Annotated in this window: 15 protein-coding genes; 11 read left to right on the top strand and 4 right to left on the bottom strand. The window is 58.4% G+C overall.

Annotated features, from left to right (window positions below):
• Positions 1-105: 105 nt before the first annotated feature.
• The 7 genes from E2K99_RS22440 (at position 106) to E2K99_RS22410 (ending at position 7,511) form a co-directional block, all read left to right on the top strand.
• Entirely contained in the window at positions 106-390 is a 285-nt protein-coding gene (locus tag E2K99_RS22440) for a WGR domain-containing protein (RefSeq protein ID WP_034336458.1), read from the top strand.
• A 511-nt stretch (positions 391-901) separates the two neighbouring features.
• Entirely contained in the window at positions 902-2,197 is a 1,296-nt protein-coding gene (locus E2K99_RS22435; protein ID WP_134223612.1) for an AAA family ATPase, read from the top strand.
• Positions 2,194-3,069: an HNH endonuclease family protein gene (locus E2K99_RS22430; RefSeq protein WP_134223611.1), complete on the top strand. Its 876-nt coding sequence runs from the start codon at positions 2,194-2,196 to the stop codon at positions 3,067-3,069. The genes E2K99_RS22435 and E2K99_RS22430 overlap by 4 nt, the downstream gene beginning before the upstream one ends.
• A 620-nt stretch (positions 3,070-3,689) precedes the next feature.
• Complete coding sequence (locus tag E2K99_RS22425) at positions 3,690-4,274, top strand: hypothetical protein (RefSeq protein ID WP_134223610.1); 585 nt, start codon at positions 3,690-3,692, stop codon at positions 4,272-4,274.
• Between the two features lie 220 nt (positions 4,275-4,494).
• Positions 4,495-5,076, top strand: a complete 582-nt coding sequence (locus E2K99_RS22420) for a tetratricopeptide repeat protein (protein WP_134223609.1) — start codon at positions 4,495-4,497, stop codon at positions 5,074-5,076.
• 373 nt (positions 5,077-5,449) lie between these two features.
• Positions 5,450-6,700 carry an MFS transporter gene (locus E2K99_RS22415; RefSeq protein ID WP_134223608.1) on the top strand — a complete coding sequence of 417 codons (1,251 nt, stop codon included), beginning with the start codon at positions 5,450-5,452 and terminating at the stop codon, positions 6,698-6,700.
• 121 nt (positions 6,701-6,821) lie between these two features.
• Entirely contained in the window at positions 6,822-7,511 is a 690-nt protein-coding gene (locus E2K99_RS22410; protein WP_039783569.1) for a MarC family protein, read from the top strand.
• Positions 7,512-7,575: 64 nt separating this feature from the next.
• On the opposite strand, the gene E2K99_RS22405 is transcribed toward E2K99_RS22410, so the two are convergent.
• From E2K99_RS22405 to E2K99_RS22390, 4 genes are all read right to left on the bottom strand, one after another.
• Positions 7,576-8,229 carry an LON peptidase substrate-binding domain-containing protein gene (locus E2K99_RS22405; RefSeq protein WP_039783570.1) on the bottom strand — a complete coding sequence of 218 codons (654 nt, stop codon included), beginning with the start codon at positions 8,227-8,229 and terminating at the stop codon, positions 7,576-7,578.
• A 22-nt stretch (positions 8,230-8,251) separates the two neighbouring features.
• Positions 8,252-9,781 carry a SpoVR family protein gene (locus E2K99_RS22400; protein WP_008332933.1) on the bottom strand — a complete coding sequence of 510 codons (1,530 nt, stop codon included), beginning with the start codon at positions 9,779-9,781 and terminating at the stop codon, positions 8,252-8,254.
• Entirely contained in the window at positions 9,778-11,046 is a 1,269-nt protein-coding gene (locus tag E2K99_RS22395; protein WP_034336397.1) for a YeaH/YhbH family protein, read from the bottom strand. Before E2K99_RS22395 ends, E2K99_RS22400 begins: the two co-directional genes overlap by 4 nt.
• Positions 11,047-11,148: 102 nt before the next feature.
• The gene (locus tag E2K99_RS22390; RefSeq protein ID WP_013236263.1) at positions 11,149-13,071 is read right to left on the bottom strand and encodes a PrkA family serine protein kinase; all 1,923 of its coding nucleotides are present in this window, start codon (positions 13,069-13,071) and stop codon (positions 11,149-11,151) included.
• Positions 13,072-14,328: 1,257 nt separating this feature from the next.
• Between E2K99_RS22390 and rpmH the strand changes: the two genes are divergently transcribed.
• Genes rpmH through yidC form a run of 4 tightly spaced genes read left to right on the top strand, consistent with a single transcriptional unit; the run spans position 14,329 to position 16,995 of the window.
• Positions 14,329-14,466, top strand: a complete 138-nt coding sequence (rpmH, locus tag E2K99_RS22385; RefSeq protein ID WP_006461360.1) for a 50S ribosomal protein L34 — start codon at positions 14,329-14,331, stop codon at positions 14,464-14,466.
• 26 nt (positions 14,467-14,492) lie between these two features.
• Complete coding sequence (gene rnpA, locus E2K99_RS22380; RefSeq protein WP_134223607.1) at positions 14,493-14,906, top strand: ribonuclease P protein component; 414 nt, start codon at positions 14,493-14,495, stop codon at positions 14,904-14,906.
• Positions 14,907-14,924: 18 nt separating this feature from the next.
• A complete protein-coding gene (gene yidD, locus E2K99_RS26240; RefSeq protein ID WP_134223606.1) occupies positions 14,925-15,278 on the top strand; it encodes a membrane protein insertion efficiency factor YidD in 354 nt (117 codons plus the stop codon).
• A gap of 16 nt (positions 15,279-15,294) precedes the next feature.
• Positions 15,295-16,995 (top strand): membrane protein insertase YidC, encoded by a 1,701-nt coding sequence (gene yidC / locus E2K99_RS22370; RefSeq protein ID WP_088755111.1) that lies wholly within the window; start codon positions 15,295-15,297, stop codon positions 16,993-16,995.
• Positions 16,996-17,056 lie beyond the last annotated feature (61 nt).

Here is a 17,056-nt window from a genome sequence, read left to right as displayed (position 1 = left end):
ATGCCGGACGGTTAGTTTCATTTCCGGACTTTTGCCGCGGGTTCTTGTATTCCGTCGCCGTCCTGCTATCATCCACGCCCGCCGTTCCGTAGCCCTGCTTTTGCCATGATCGATTCCGCTGACCACGTCACCCATGCACTGCCCGTGACCGTGGCCACGCGCCTGCACTTCACCGACGGCAAGACGCGCGCCATCTTCACGGTGGACCTGGTGCAGGATCTGCTGGGTGACTGGGTACTCACGCAAGCCTGGGACGGTATCGAAGGCCGCAGCGCCGTGCGCCGGGTAGTGGTGGCCGGGCATGAGGAAGGCTTGCGGATGCTGCAGAAGATTGCGCGGCACAAGGAGCGACTGGGGTTTCGGCCGGTGCATCTTTATCACGTGGGCTGAGGCCGCCTGCCTTGCTTGCTGATCGCCGTTCGCGCCCTGGTGGCCCGGACGGCTTTTTTATGGGCACTCGTTGGGTTGGCGGGGCGGTACTTGATAGTTTGAGCCTTCTTGTAGTTCGTTCGCGAGATGCAGTGCATCTCCAGTCGGAGGGCCAACTGCTCCTTTGGCACGACTGCTCACTTCCGATTAGTGCGGTCGTTCGAGGCATTATAATATTTGCCTTTGCGCACGGATTGAGCGCGGCCTTCAATGACGCTTCTTCGGGTGTGGCAAGATAGTGCGACCAGCTCTTTACACGACTCGGCAACACTCGTTATTCAACTGCCAGGATCAATGACTCTCGTGTATCGCCACGGCGAGTGTGACTGTTGAAATTCACTCGATGTGCGGCTCAAAGGCGTCGCTTGGCAAAGTCAGGTTGCTGTTGGTCGCCTTTGAACTGAAGCGGAATGTGGCATCAACGGTCCTAAGTTTTACGTCGGCGACAGACACTTCTCAGATCAGGTAACCCATGTACATCAACCGAATCGACTTGCAAAATTTCCGCACCTTCCGACGCGCAAGCGTGCAGTTTCTGCACAGCGATCTGAACCTCAAGCAGCTCGGCTTACCAAAGCCTCGCTTTCCCAATGTAAATCTCCTACTTGGAAATAATGGCGCAGGCAAGACCACTCTCTTGAAGGCAATAGCGCTTGCATGTCTTGGTCCGGCTGTGGGTAAGTCGGGGATCTATCCTTATCGTCTTGTCAGGCAGGAACCCATCAAACAAGCAGGAGCCGGCCATTCGCATCGTGCCAGGTCTTTTCGAGGAAAGGCTGAAGATGAGGTGCCGCCACTCCAAGCGATGATTCAGGCGACGTTCACTGCTCATGCGCAAGATCGGGTACCTAAAGAGACTTGGCAACTTGCCTCGGAAGTGAGGCTGCGTCGGATCAGTGACTTTGAGGATATAGAATGGTCGCTCGATCATTACGAGGCTTGGGAGCCGATCTTCAGTGCAGAGACGGACGCGCTTTTCTTTGTCGGTTATGGTGCCACTCGGCGTGTCGAGCAGAAAGAACGATACGACCCAGGTAGCCGCACCAGCCGATCCTTTGCACGCGCCCTAAGGGTCCAAAGCCTCTTCGAGGACTCATACTCATTGGTGCCTCTAAACAGTTGGCTGCCGGACTATCAGCACAAGAATCCAGGACGCTTCTCACAGGTAGTTACACTATTGAACAAACTCGTGGGAGCGGGGCACTATCGCTTCACTGGTGAAATGGAGCAGGGTGAATATCTCTTCGAACAAAAAGGTCTTGGTGTTCCGTTTCCAGCTCTGTCTGACGGCTATCGTGCATTTCTCGGATGGGTTGGCGACTTGCTATATCACATTTGCATGACCTGCCCCAGTGGCAAGAAGCTGATCGAGAACTGCGGGATAGTGATGATTGATGAGATTGACCTGCACCTGCATCCTGAGTGGCAGATGAAGCTGCTTCCTACCTTGTCCAAAGCCTTGCCAAAAATCCAGTTCATCGTTACCTCGCACAGCCCCTTGATTGTTGGTTCCCTCGAGTGGATGAACATCCTTACCATGCAGCCGGACCGCGGCCAGGCCTCAAAGGTGGAGCGTATCAAGCAACCGGTACATGGCTTGGATGCAGATCAGGTGCTGCTAACCGACTTCTTCGGGCTCAAGTCCACTCGCGCAGAGAGAAGAAAACGCGAAATCAAGAATTTGAGCCTGCTTGCCAGCAAAGGGGATACGGCTGCCGCGATGGCGCTGCTGAGGGAGATGTCACGTGGCGCGGAGAGTACCAAATGATCGGCTATAAGATCTCCTACAAGGACCTGAAAGCAAGGGTAGATGCTCATTCCCCAAGCTGGATGGCAAGGGCCAGCACACGGACCGCTGGTTTCATTAGCGCTGGTAAATATGAAGAAACCGCTAGCATATGGTCGGAAATCAAGTCCGTTTATATGCGCTTGCAGGGAGAGGGTAAGTGTATTTTCTGTGAGCGCAAGCTGGAAAGCGAACAGTATGGAAAGGGCGAGCAGGATGTGGAGCACTTCCGTCCCAAGGGCAGGGTGCGTGCATGGAAGGTTCCGGCGAGTTTGAAAGCGCAAGGAGTGAAAATTACAAACCCCGGGCTCGCGGCGAGCGGCTACTATCGGCTTCCCTATCATCTATTCAACTATGGTGTCGCCTGCAAGCCCTGCAACAGTGCGTTGAAGTCTGACTGCTTCCCGATCGCGAGAACATACGATTTCGATGGGGATGATCCTGATGCGCTTTTGTCTGAGCTACCACTTTTGATCTACCCGATCGGCGACTTCGACAATAATCCAGAAGATCTCATCGAATTCGCGGGTGCTTCCCCCCATCCAATCCAAGTCAGTGGATACGGCCGAGATCGAGCACAAACAACCATCGAGTTCTTTGCTCTTGCGGATACGGATGCTCGGAAGAATCTGTTTCGCGAACGCGCGATTATCCTCATAGCGCTATGGGGGCAGTTGGAGGCTGCCAAGAGTTCAACCAATACGAAGGCGGTTGAAGCAGTCAGAGCATTTCAGTCAGAAAACTCAGCGCACGCGAACTGTGCCAGATCCTTTGTTAGGTTGTACAAAGCGAACCGTTCTGCCGCAGAAGGGCACTTCAACGCTGCCTTGGATTTTGTGATTGCCTCTTCCTAGCCGCTTTGCTTCGGATCGCGGTCGGATTTAACTCAATCGTTTGAAAGCACATCGGTTTGCGTTCTTGGATTACGCTGAAAGCCGATTCACTTTCAGGGAAATTGGATCCGAAGTTGTCCATGTTTAGACCGCAATCCCGCTCATAAAGGTGAGGCGGAGAACGGCGTGATAAATTTGCTCCTACTTGGACTCATTCGACTCTGCTACATCAGCAACCACACCTCAAGATTTCCCGAGACACGCTACATTCGATCAGAGACGATAGAACCATCCTGTTCTAGCAGGAAACAACCGAGTTCGCTGCAGGAATTTTTTCCTGGTTCACCGGCTGGCCGCGAAAAGAGGCGGTCAAATCTCGTAGGCAAATACGAACGATGAATGATATGTTCTTGGAACTCTGGGTTGACCAGGCTATGAGGGGAGCGTCTGATCGCGATGACTGGAAAATGCGATTTATTGAAGCGCTTCGATTATCTCCGCTTACCTCGCCCTCTTCCTGACATGCATCTGCCCAAGATACAGAAGGTTAATTCTGCAGGAGGTCCGCAGCCGGCCAGAAGAGGACATGACCAAAATCATCCGAATGGGTGGTCTGATCTACGCAAACGTGGAAGGGCGAAATGATCGATGCAGAACAGGCGAAGACCTTGGTGCTTCGCTATCTTGACCGCTCCTCGGCTACCGAACCTTTTGCAATCCAGTCCTGTACGCTGTCTGAGCGGAGTGATTACTGGATCATCCGCGCCAATAGTGAGGCGTATGTCGTCCGAGGGATACTGGAACGTTGCTATGTTGGGGTTAATGCCTACCTGGTCGATACGGTTTCCGGTGAGATCGACCGCGTTGGCAGCTCGTGCAGCGTGGATGATTATCTTCAGGACATGTACGATGCTGCTGCGGCCGGTGCTATGTATTACGTATTGGGCCCTGCATTTGGGAAGGATGACAAGCGCGCGATTATTCGGCTACGACAAAAGATCGAATGCTCGTTGCAGCAAGCAATGAAGCTCGTTTCGTCGGAGTCATCTCACTGGCTTACTGGCCGGCGACGAACGCTTTGCCTGATGCAAGCCATGTTGCTTCGCGAAGGGATTGAAACAAACATCCAACTTTGGGATAGCGCGCTATCCGCAGAATTCGTCAACGAGTCCATTTGGTATTGGGATCAATTGAAGGCAGTTTTAAAACGTGCAGCGGAGAAATGAATTCCTGATAGTCCAAACGCTGGACCAAATAGTCTGCCCTGCAGCAAATTCTGGAAACGTGCCCGAGAGCGGTTGAGGGGCGAACGTTATTGCGGCTGGGATGACCTATATTGCGGTAGTTGCCTTCGGTGTCTCATTTGCAATAACTTGTTCTTGGCGCGTTCGCGTTCGCGTTCGCGTCCGCAATCGGCGGAAATTCAAGCAATCACGAAAATTCAAAATGAAAATTTACTCGGCAATTTTTTTTCTCCTGTTATTTCTGTTGAACTGCGCTCATGCGCAGCTCCCCCGCGATTGCAGCGATGCCTCACAAAAGTTGCTGGAGGCAGAAGTTCAGCAAGGGAATCCCAAGGCCCAATATTTGTTGGGCACTCAGCTTTTGACGGGGCAATGTGGAAGAAAAGATAGTGATGAAGGCGTCAAGCTGGAAACCAAGTCGGCCGAGAGTGGATATCCGCCCGCAATCCATATCCTTGGTGTCATTCTTCGCAAAGAGCGCAGCATCCAGGAAGCTGTTCCGTTTTTCCTTGGTGCCGCACAAAAAGGCTTCCGTTTAGCTGAAGTTGACCTTGCGTTCGCTTATGGCGAAGGCTCTCCGATCAAGAATCTACCACTGTCCTACGCATGGTTCTCTGTCGCGGAAAGTCATGAAGAAAAAGCAGAGCTAAAACAATTTCTCGCATCGAATTTAAAGATGCTGGCTGGAAAAATGGGTGACGCGGATATGGAAAAGGCAAACCAATTGAAGGAGAAGTTGCTCGCGGATTTTGGCTCCATCCCGCGATTTAAAGATGATCCATGAAATCTCCAGAGGCCCAATGTGAGCGACACTAAAAGTGCGGGATTACAGTCAGCCAGTGCTCCTGTTTTCGATGGCAGTGATTCCACTACTGTGGCTTGCTGTCACGATAGGCCGGGAATGGTCAACGAGCCATGACGATCGGCATTTGGTAAAACTTCTGCCTTTCGCTCGCAGAGACATCGGTGAAATCGCTTGATGGGACGCCTTGCCGAAGCAAGCCTGGGCATCTGCCTCGATTACTATCCCTATAAAAAAGATGAGAAACAAGGCTGATCGGACCAAGCTCATCGCCAGCAGTCAGCCAAGAAAAATTGCCAACCGAGAACAAGCGGGCGTTGCAGCGCCCCATTAAAAAAATGATCAGGAGACCCCCATGCCCCCATCCTCCCCCGCAAGCCCCGCACCCACCGACCCCCATCAGGTCGACTCCCCCTACGCCGTAATGCGCCTCTGCATCACCATGATCCTGATGGTCGTGGGCGCCAGCGGCATGTACGTGATCGCAGTGGTGCTGCCCTACGTGCAGGCGCATTACTACGTCGACCGGGGCCTGGCCTCGATGCCCTATACCCTCACCATGCTGGGCGTGGGCGTCGGTGGCCTGCTCATGGGCCGCATGGCCGACCGCTCCGGCATCACCCGGCCGATGATGCTGGGCGGGCTGTGCCTGGGCGGCGGTTTCCTCGCCGCTTCCTGGGCCCAGGACATCTGGACCTTCATGGCCGTGCATTGCATCCTCATCGGCCTGCTCGGGACCTCCGCCACCTTTTCTCCTCTGGTGGCCGATACCTCGCTGTGGTTCCGCAAGCGGCGCGGCATCGCCGTGGCGGTCTGCGCCAGCGGCAACTACCTGGGCGGCGCAATCTGGCCGCCCATCGTCCAGCATTTCGTCGACAACTACGGCTGGCAGGAAACCTATCGCGGTCTGGGCCTGATCTGCATCCTGGTCATGTGCCCGCTGGCCCTGCTCATGCGCGCCCGCCCGCCGGTGCAGGACAGCAGTGCAGCGACGCCCCGCGCCGGCGGCGGCCCGCGTCCCTTCGGCCTGGCACCGGGCTCCGCCCAGCTGCTGCTGTGCGTGGCCGGTGTCGCCTGTTGCGTGGCCATGGCCATGCCCCAGGTCCACATCGTGGCTTACTGCGGCGACCTCGGCTACGGCCCGGCACGCGGTGCCCAGATGCTCTCGCTGATGCTGGCCTGTGGCGTGGTCAGCCGCCTGGTCTCCGGGGCCATCTGCGACCGCATCGGCGGCCTGCGCACCCTGCTGCTGGGCTCGGCCCTGCAGGGCCTGTCGCTGCTGCTGTTCATCCCCTTCGACAGCCTGGCCTCGCTCTATCTCATCTCGGCCCTGTTCGGGCTGTTCCAGGGCGGCATCGTGCCGTCCTACGCCATCATCGTGCGCGAATACTTCCCCGCTGCTGAAGCCGGCCAGCGCGTGGGCGCGGTCATCATGGCCACCATGTTCGGCATGGCGCTGGGCGGCTGGATGTCCGGCAAGATCTTCGATCTCACCGGCAGCTATCACGCGGCCTTCGCCAATGGCATCGCCTGGAACCTGCTGAACCTGGGCATCGCCGTGCTGCTCTTCACCAGGGTGCGCGGCATGCGGTTGCGGGCCGCCTGAGAGAAGAGGGCACAACCGCGCAACGGCAGATGCGGCCGTGGTTGGCAGCGTAGCGGCTTTCAGCTACGCTGCCGGGTCAACCTTCAATGCCGATTATTCGCCGTTTATTTCTGATTGCGCCATGTTCATCCTTTTCCTCAAGGCGGTCGTCCTGATCCCGGTCACGCTCTTGCCCATCCTCAATCCCCTGGGCATCGCGCCGGTCTTCGCCAACCTGCTGGGCAACGTCAGCCGCAGCACCGAAAAGCGCATCGCGCGCCAGGTCGCCATCAATTGCTGGTTCATGCTGGTGGCGGCCATCTTCATCGGCTCGCACGTGCTGACCTTCTTCGGCATCTCGCTGCCCATCGTGCGCGTCGGCGGTGGCCTGCTGGTGGCGGTCTCGGGCTGGAAACTCCTCAACGACAACAGCCAGGACAGCTCCATCCCCACCCAAGTGGCCAAGACCTATGACGAAGACCTGCCCGACGACGAAATCAAGGCGCGCAGCTTCTATCCCATGAGCTTCCCTCTCACCGTCGGCCCCGGCACCATCGCCGCTTCCATCACGCTGGGCGCCAATACGCCGACCCGCCTGCTGGACTGGGTGATCTCGGTCGGCAGTGCCGCCCTGGGTGCCGCGCTCACGGCGCTGGTGATCTTCCTTTGCTACAACTATGCGCACAAGCTGGTGCACCTGATGGGGCGTCTGGGCACCATGGTGGTGTTGCGCCTGTCGGCGTTCATCCTGCTGTGTATCGGGATCCAGATCTTCTGGTCGGGGATGTCGGCGCTGCTGGCCGAGGCGGGGATCAGCGGCGTGTCGCCGTGACGGGAAGGAAGTAATTTCAGGAAATCTGATGCGGGATAGTTAGTTGCAATATGGAAATAACTAACTATTTCAGCCAGCCCAGCTCATCCAGTGCATCCTGCACCAGCTCCAGCCGCAACAGGGGATTGTCCAGCGCGAGCAGGCTCTGCTTGAGGTTGACGGAGATGGGCATCATCTCGGCCCAGCGGTTGGCCACCCAGCCGCAATCGTCCAGCCGGTAAGGTGCGGCGATGGGCACTTCACTGTCCGGCAGGCCCTGGCGCAATACCGATTGCAGCAGGTTGTCCAGTGCCTGCGAGGTATTGCGCAACTCCTCGGGGATCGTCACGGCACGGTCCGCTTCCATCATCTCCACCTGCGCGGTCCATAGTCCATGTTTCTGCTGCTCGGCCTGCACGATGCGGAAACGCTCGCTGCCCAGGCAGGCGATGCGCATGAGGCCGGGGGAGGGCGTGCTCCATTCCTGGATGCGCGCCAGCGTGCCCACGCCGACGAAGCGTTCGCTCTGGCCGGGCCGCCGCACTTCCGATCCTTCCGTCAGGGCCACCACGCCGAAGCTGCTGCCCTCGGCGATGCACTTGCCGATCATGTCCAGATAACGCACCTCGAAGATCTGCAGCGGCAGCCGCCCTTCCGGGAAGAGCGTGCTGGCCAGCGGAAACAGCGGGATGGTTTGGGCCGAGATCGGCGGGCGCGGGGTAGCGGGGGCGGCGGGCATGGTCACTCCTGGCAGCGGTCACTCACGAACGCAGAGCATACCGGTTCTCGGCTACGCATTCATAGCGCTGCACGATGTAGCCGTTGTCGTCCACGCTTTCCAGATAGACGTCGAACTGCCACAGCCGCGCCATGTGGCGCAGCACCTCGTTGGTACTGTCGCCCAGCGAGCGGCCGTCACTGCGGAAGTGGCGCAGCGTCAGGCTGCGGTTGCCGCGCGTGTTGACCGACCAGACCTGGATGTTGGGCTCGCGGTGGTTGATGTCGTACTGCCGGGACAGGGCCTGGCGCACGTACTGGAAGCCGCGTTCGTTGTGGATGGCCGAGACCTCGATCTCGCTGCGCGCCTCGTCATCGAGCACGGCGAACATGCGCATGTCGCGCATGAGCTTGGGCGAGAGATATTGCGCGATGAAACTCTCGTCCTTGTAGTTGCGCATCACGTATTGCAGGGTATCGAGCCAGTTGCGCCCGGCGATGTCGGGGAACCACTCGCGGTCTTCATTGGTAGGGTTCTCGCAGATGCGGCGGATGTCGCTCATCATCGAGAAGCCCAGTGCATACGGATTGATGCCGTTGTAATACGGCTTGGTGATGGGCGGCTGGAACACCACATTGCTGTGCGAATGCAGGAATTCCATCATGAAGCCATCGGTCAGGCGGCCCTGGTCATAGAGCGTATTCAACAGCGTGTAATGCCAGAAGGTGGCCCAGCCCTCGTTCATCACCTGGGTTTGGCGCTGGGGATAGAAATACTGCCCGACCTTGCGCACAATGCGGATCACCTCGCGTTCCCAGGGCTCCAGCAGGGGCGCGTTCTTCTCGGCGAAATACAGCAGGTTCTCTTGTGGTTCGGAGGGGAAGCGGCCTTCCACGGCTGCGGCGGCCGTTTCCTTTTTGGCCGGCAGGGTGCGCCACAGTTCGTTGACCTGCGACTGCATGTAGGCCTCGCGCTCACGCTGGCGTGCCTTCTCCTGCGCCAGCGACAGGCGTTGCGGACGCTTGTAGCGGTCCACGCCGTAGTTCATCAGCGCGTGGCAGGAATCCAGCAATTCTTCCACGCGTTCGAAGCCGTGGCGTTCTTCGCACTCGGCGATGTAATTGCGGGCATACACCAGGTAATCGATGATGGCGCTGGCGTCGGTCCACAGCTGGAACAGGTAATTGCCCTTGAAGAAGGAGTTGTGGCCATAGGCCGCGTGGGCGATGACCAGGGCCTGCATGGTCATCGTGTTCTCTTCCATCAGGTAGGCGATGCAGGGATCGGAATTGATCACGATCTCATAGGCCAGGCCCATCTGGCCGCGCTTGTAATCGCGCTCGGTCAGCATGAAATGCTTGCCGTAGGACCAGTGGCGATAGTTGACCGGCATGCCGTGCGAGGCATAGGCATCCATCATCTGTTCGGCCGAGATGATCTCCAGCTGGATGGGATAGATGTCCAGCTCGTACCCCTTGGCCACGCGTGCGATTTCCTCGTTGTAGCGCTCGATGAGATCAAAGCTCCAGTCCGAGGGGCAAGGCAGCGGGTCATGCTTGAAGCGGCTGTTCATGCGTGCACCTGCTTTTCAAAGAGTTCGCGGAAGACCGGGTAGATCTCGGCGGCCGATTGCACCTTCTTCATGGCGAAGTGCGGATGCGATTCGATCAGCTGCATGTACTCGGTCCACAGGTTCTGTTCCGGCTCGGCCACCTGGATGTAGGCGAAGTAGCGCGTCAGCGGCAGGATCGACGACTCCAGCAGTTCGCGGCACTTGGGGGAATCGTCGTTCCAGTTGTCGCCATCCGAGGCTTGCGCGCCATAGATGTTCCACTCGCTGGGCGAATAGCGCTTGGTGATGATGTCGTGCATCAGCTCCAGCGCGCTGGAGACCACCGTGCCGCCGCTTTCCTGCGAATGGAAGAAGGTGTTTTCATCCACTTCATCGGCACGGGTGTGATGGCGGATGAAGACCACTTCGATGTGTTCGTAATTTCGCGTGAGGAAGAGATACAGCAGGATGAAGAAGCGCTTCGACAGATCCTTGCGCTGCTCATCCATCGAACCCGATACGTCCATCACGCAGAACATCACGGCGCGGCTGGAGGGTTGCGGCTGGCGCACTCTGTTCACATAGCGCAGGTCGAAGGGGTCGATGAAGGGGATGCGCAGGATGCGGGCGCGCAAATGCTTCACTTCCTCTTCCAGCAGCGGGATGTCGGCGCTGTGTTCCTCGGGTTTGCGCTTCATCTCGGCCAGCGTTTCCTCGGCCACGTCGAGCTGGCGCTGCAGCGGTCCGCCCAGGGCGATGCGGCGGCCCAGCGAGGAACGCAGCGAACGCACCACGTCGATGTTGTTGGGCGAACCGTCGACCGAATAACCGGCGCGCTGGTTCTTCCAGTTCGGTACCTGCAGCAGGTTGGTTTCCACCAGGCGCGGCAGTTCCAGGTCTTCGAAGAAGTAATGCATGAATTCTTCGCGGGTCAGTTCGAAGGTGAAATCGTCCTGGCCTTCGCCGTCGTTGCTGGCACTGCTGCCGCCCCCGCCGCCGCTGCCGCCGTTCTGGCGCGGGATGCGGTCACCCTGCAGGTAATCCTGGTTGCCCGGGTGCACGGCTTCGCGCTTGCCGCCCTTGCCGTGATGGAAGAAGGGCTCCGAGACATCCTTGCGCGGGATGCTGATGCTCTTCGATTTTTCGAGATCGGTGATGCTGCGGTCGCGCACGGCGTCCGCCACCGAACGTTGGATATGCCCCTTGAAGCGCCGCAGGAAGCGCTCCCTGTTGGCGATGCTCTTGTTCTTGCCAGCCAGCCTGCGGTCGATGATCTGATGCAGCACTCGGTTCTCCTGCTAGTGGTCGGCGGTGCGCCAGGCGCACGGCGCCGAAGGGTCGCCGCGCGCATCGCCACGCCTACTGCGGGCGATGCGCAACAGCGGCGCTTACGAGGACTTGCGCACGCGCAGGTACCATTCGCACAGCAGGCGCACCTGCTTGGGCGTGTATCCCTTGCTGACCATGCGATTGACGAAGTCTTCGTGTTTCTGCATTTCCTCGGTGGAGCCCTTGGCGTTGAAGGAAATCACCGGCAGCAGGTCTTCGGTGTTGGAGAACATCTTCTTCTCGATCACCACGCGCAGTTTTTCGTAACTGGTCCACAGCGGATTCTTGCCGCCGTTGTTGACCCGCGCACGCAGCACGAAGTTGACGATCTCGTTGCGGAAGTCCTTGGGATTGCTGATGCCGGCCGGCTTCTCGATCTTTTCCAGTTCCGCATTCAGGGCCGCACGGTCGAAGCTCTCGCCGGTATCGTGATCGCGGTATTCCTGGTCCTGGATCCAGAAGTCGGCATAGGTCACGTAACGGTCGAAGACGTTCTGGCCATATTCCGAATACGACTCCAGGTAGGCGGTCTGGATTTCCTTGCCGATGAATTCGGCGTAGCGCGAGGCCAGCGTGTCCTTCACGAAGGAGAGATATTTCTGCTCGGTCTCCTGCGGGAATTGTTCGCGTTCGATCTGCTGTTCCAGCACGTACATCAGGTGCACCGGATTGGCCGCTACCTCGGTGGTATCAAAGTTGAATACCCGCGACAGAATCTTGAAGGCGAAGCGCGTGGAGATGCCGTTCATGCCTTCATCCACACCGGCATAGTCGCGATACTCCTGGTAGGACTTGGCCTTGGGGTCGGTGTCCTTCAGGTTCTCGCCGTCATAGACCTGCATCTTGGAGAAGAGGCTGGAATTTTCCGGCTCCTTCAGGCGCGTCAGTACCGAGAACTGCGCCATCATCTTCAGCGTGCCGGGCGCGCACGTGGCCTTGCCCAGCGAAGAGCTGCGGATCAGCTTTTCGTAGATCTTGATTTCTTCGGAGACGCGCAGGCAATACGGCACCTTGACGATGAAGATGCGGTCCAGCAGCGCTTCATTGTTCTTGTTGTTGCGGAAGGCCTTCCATTCCGATTCGTTGGAGTGGGCCAGGATGACGCCATCGAAGGGGATCGCGCCGAAACCTTCTGTACCCTTGAAGTTGCCTTCCTGGGTGGCCGTCAGCAGCGGGTGCAGCACCTTGATGGGGGCCTTGAACATTTCCACGAATTCCAGCAGGCCCTGGTTGGACAGGCACAGGCCGCCCGAGTAGCTGTAGGCGTCGGCATCGTCCTGCGAATATTGTTCCAGCTTGCGGATGTCGACCTTGCCGACCAGGGTGGAGATGTCCTGGTTGTTTTCATCGCCCGGCTCGGTCTTGGAAATGCCGATCTGGCGCAGGATGGACGGATAGCGCTTGACCACGCGGAACTGGCGGATGTCGCCGTTGTACTCGTGCAGGCGCTTGACGGCCCAGGGGCTCAGGATGGGTTTGAGATAGCGGCGCGGGATGCCATATTGCTCTTCGAGGATGGGGCCGTCTTCGTCGTAATCGAACAGGCCCAGCGGGGATTCATTGACCGGAGAACCCTTGATGGAATAGAAGGGCACCTGCTCCATCAACTGCTTCAGGCGTTCAGCAATGGAGGACTTGCCGCCACCGACCGGACCCAGCAGATAAAGGATCTGCTTCTTCTCTTCCAGGCCTTGCGCGGCATGGCGGAAATACGAAACCACCTGCTCGATCACTTCTTCCGCGCCGTAGAACTCCTTGAAGGCGGGATAGACCTTGATGACCTTGTTGGCGAAGATGCGCGAGAGGCGCGGATCTTCCCGGGTGTCGACCTTCTCCGGTTCGCCGATGGCCATCAGCATCCGTTCGGCAGCCGATGCATAGACTGCCGGGTCGTTCTTGCAAAGATTCAGATACTCTTCAAGCGATAATTCTTCTTCTCTGGTCTTGTCGAACCGGCTTGCAAAGCTGCTGTAGATATCCATACCACCTCCGTCGCTCTCAAAAAAGTACGAAACAGATTCATATGTCTGGACTTGCCATCTGCGGTTATCGAAGAACGCGTCGGTGACTCTGTATTGCGTCATTGCCGGTGTGTTCTTTGAAAGCCGTAGCCTCTACAACGTGATGCGAAGATCTTTTCAGATCCTGCAGTTCATTCTATTCCTTTTTTTGCTTCTGCTTGGTGATCCCTATAGTGCAGCTTCATTCAGCAAGCGCTGGATTTTCTTTGCATTTTCCCGCGCATTGGGGTGAAGCGTTTATCCCATTGCGTGCGCAGGGACATTCGCAGCTTCATTCACATCATGCTCTTTCAATGTGCGGATTGCTTCAGCGGTTGACCACACGGTGCGCTATTTTCGCGCAGCGCGCCATCGTGAAAACCCTGATAGCCGGCGGGAGGGAACAGGCGGACAATGCCTGTCGGGCGGTTGCGCAGGCCAGCGCGGCTGGTGCCTGGCGATGCTGCCGATCTCCTCCTGCCGGTGCAATTCGTTCCTGCCTGCGCACCGGTCTCTTTGCTTCATCTCCCCTTATAGCTGGAATCGTGCCAGGCATGTTTGTCATATTGCAGGGTGCAGCTTGCATGACGCATCTTTTTTGTAACAGCACGATTGCGCTGTCTCAATGTTGCTGATCTGCCTCATCCGCCTCCCGTGGGCAAGTCAGGCGCACCGATGTCCAGCCCTGCTGAAAAAATGCTTTAGATGATTTACGGATTTGTTCATGCGTGTGGCGCATGGGGTGTCTGCGTTTTCTTCATGCGTTGAACGTATCAGGTGAAGGCTTGGGCTGAATTCGGGGTGATATCCTGCAAGCAACTTCATATCGGCTTTTTGCCGGCCGGCTGGCGGCAGGAAAGGGACGATTCTGGCCAGATGCGGCAATTCCGCCACGCATTGGCCCCGAACTCGGCCGTTGAGGGGCCGGGGAGGGCGTAAAAGCGCATAAGTCATTGACAGCGAAGTGGAAAATGCAGTCTAATTCAGGGTTCACCATCTGAAGAATTGCGCGCGGTGCCGACGCAGTGCTGTTTCAGTTGTCCACCGGTCGATTACCCAGTGATCACACCGGGAGGCGGCAGAGGCCAACAGAGTTAATGGTGTCAGCGATGCAGGGGCTGCCGGCTCAGACAGGCGGCAGGGCATCGGTGATGCGGAACAGGCACACCGAAAGCGGTTCCAGAATTCCGATTTATTTTTGCTGTTTGCTCCAAGGCAGCCCAACTTAGCGAGTCCAACATGAAACGTACTTACCAACCTTCCGTCGTGCGTCGCAAGCGTACCCATGGTTTCCGTGCCCGTATGGCAACCCGTGGCGGCCGTGCCGTGATCAACGCCCGTCGCGCCAAGGGCCGCAAGCGTCTGGCTGCAGTTTAAGCCGGGGCTTTGCGCTGCCGTTTCGTGTGACGGACGTCCGTACACCGCTTCCAGCACGTCAAGCAGGCGACTTCCCACGCGATCGGCGAATCGTTAAAACGGATGAGTTTTCATCCGTTTTTCGTTTGCGCCCCGTGTATCGTACCGAGCATTTCGTGTTGTACGCACGCCGCAACAGCCTGCCGCAAGCCCGTCTGGGCGTAGTGGCGGCCAAGCGGCTGGCACCGCGTGCGGTCACCCGCAACACGATCAAACGGGCCACGCGCGAGCTGTTTCGCCAGGCTGAACTGCCTGCCGTGGACTGCATCGTGCGCCTGTCGCGCCCGGTCAATACCAGGAAGGATCCTGCCCGCAGTGCGTCCGTCAAGGCCATGCTGCGTGCCGAACTGATGCAATTGTTCGCCTTCCTGCCGAGCGCCCCCGCGTTCGCCAGGAAATAGCCAGGAAAACAGGAAGTGATGAAGACCCCTCTGCTCCTGCTGTTGCGTGCCTACAAGCTGGGAGTGAGCCCTTTCCTGGGGCAGAATTGCCGTTTCTATCCCAGCTGTTCCGACTACGCCGCCGAGGCGGTGCGTCTGCATGGCGCGCTCAAGGGCAGTGTCCTGGCCGGCAAGCGCCTCTGCAAATGCCATCCTTGGCATGCCGGCGGCCTGGATTTCGTGCCCGGCTCGGCCGAGGCGCAAGCCCATGCACAGGCGCAGGCGAACAGCCCGTCTTCTTCCGTCGTTCCCGATTCCCCGACCTCTGCGCTGCCGTCTCCGGTAGCGCGGCTGTCTCCCCCTGTGGCCGCTGACGGTTGCAGCCACTCCTGAACTCATCAATACGCATATGGATATCAAACGTACCGTCCTGTGGGTTGTATTCTCCTTCTCCCTGCTGCTGCTGTGGGATGGCTGGATGCGCCATAACGGACATCAGTCGATGTTCTTCCCGTCGGCCAACCCGACTCAGGAGCAAGCCGCCGCCAATCCGGCCGCGCCCACCGCCAGCCCGACCGGCTCCCCGGTGCCGCAGGCTGGCACGCCGGCACCGGCACCTGGCGCGGTCCCCGGTGCTGACGTGGCTGCCGCCACCAAGGGCGAAACCATCACCATCACCACCGACCTGGTCAAGGCCAGCATCGATACCGTGGGCGGTGAACTGAAGCGCCTGGAACTGCTGAAGCAACCCGACGTGGTCGACCCGACCAAGAACGTCGTGCTGTTCGATTCCGAACCCGGCCACATGTACCTGGCGGAGTCGGGCCTGATCGGCGGTCCCTTCCCCAACCACAAGACCATCTTCACCGCACAGCCCGGCGCCCGTTCGCTGGACAACGGCAATGAAGTGCAGCTGGTGCTGGTGGCCGAGCAGGGCGGCGTGAAGCTGACCAAGACCTACACCTTCAAGCGCGACAGCTACCTGATCGACGTCAAGCACACCGTGACCAACACCACCGGTGCGGCGATCAATCCTTCGCTGTACCTGCAGCTGGTGCGCGACGGCAACAAGCCGGGCGGCGAATCGCACTTCTACAGCACCTTCACCGGTCCTGCCGTCTACAGCAGCACCGAGCACTTCGAGAAGCTGGACTTCGAGAAGATCGCCAACGGCAAGCAGCAGCACGTCAACAAGGCGGACAATGGCTGGATCGCCATGGTGCAGCACTACTTCGTCTCGGCCTTCATCCCGCCGCAGAACGCGCAGCGCGACATCTTCAGCAAGAAGGTCGGCGACAACCTGTACGCGGTCGGTTCCATCTTGCCGCTGGGCAGCGTGGCTCCGAACGCCAGCGTGACCATGGACAGCCAGCTGTATTCCGGTCCCACCGTCTCCAAGACCCTGCAAGCGATTGCCCCGGGCCTGGACCTGGTGCGTGACTACGGCCACCTGACCGTGATCGCCGAGCCGATCTTCTGGCTGATGACCCACATCCACAACCTGGTGGGCAACTGGGGCTGGACCATCATCCTGCTGACCGTGCTGATCAAGCTGGTGTTCTTCCCGCTGTCGGCCGCCAGCTATCGCAGCATGGCCAAGATGAAGGCGGTTTCGCCCAAGATGCAAGCCATCCGCGAACGCCACAAGGGTGATCCGCAGGCCATGAACCGCGAGATGATGGCGCTCTACAAGACCGAGAAGATCAATCCGCTGGGCGGCTGCCTGCCCATCGTGATCCAGATCCCGGTGTTCATTGCGCTGTACTCGGTGCTGCTGGCCTCGGTGGAAATGCGCGGCGCGCCGTGGCTGGGCTGGGTGCATGACCTGACCGCCCCGGACCGCCTGTTCGGCACCATCCCTTACTTCAACATGCCCATCGGTTTGCTGCCGATCATCATGGCCGCTTCGATGTTCCTGCAGACCAAGCTGAACCCGACGCCGCCGGATCCGGTCCAGGCCAAGGTGATGATGTTCATGCCGCTGGTGTTCTCGTTCATGTTCTTCTTCTTCCCGTCCGGCCTGGTGCTGTACTGGGTGACGAACAACATCCTGTCGATCGCGCAGCAATGGGTGATCACCCGCAATATCGAGAGCGGCAAGACCAAATAATTTGCTTCTTGCAGGCCATCAAAGGAAAAACCCGTGGAATCCACGGGTTTTTTTTCGGTCG

The sequence above is a fragment of the Herbaspirillum huttiense genome, assembly GCF_004367745.1.
GTDB classification, from domain to species: domain Bacteria; phylum Pseudomonadota; class Gammaproteobacteria; order Burkholderiales; family Burkholderiaceae_D; genus Herbaspirillum; species Herbaspirillum huttiense.
This window is presented reverse-complemented; position numbering and strand designations above follow the sequence as displayed.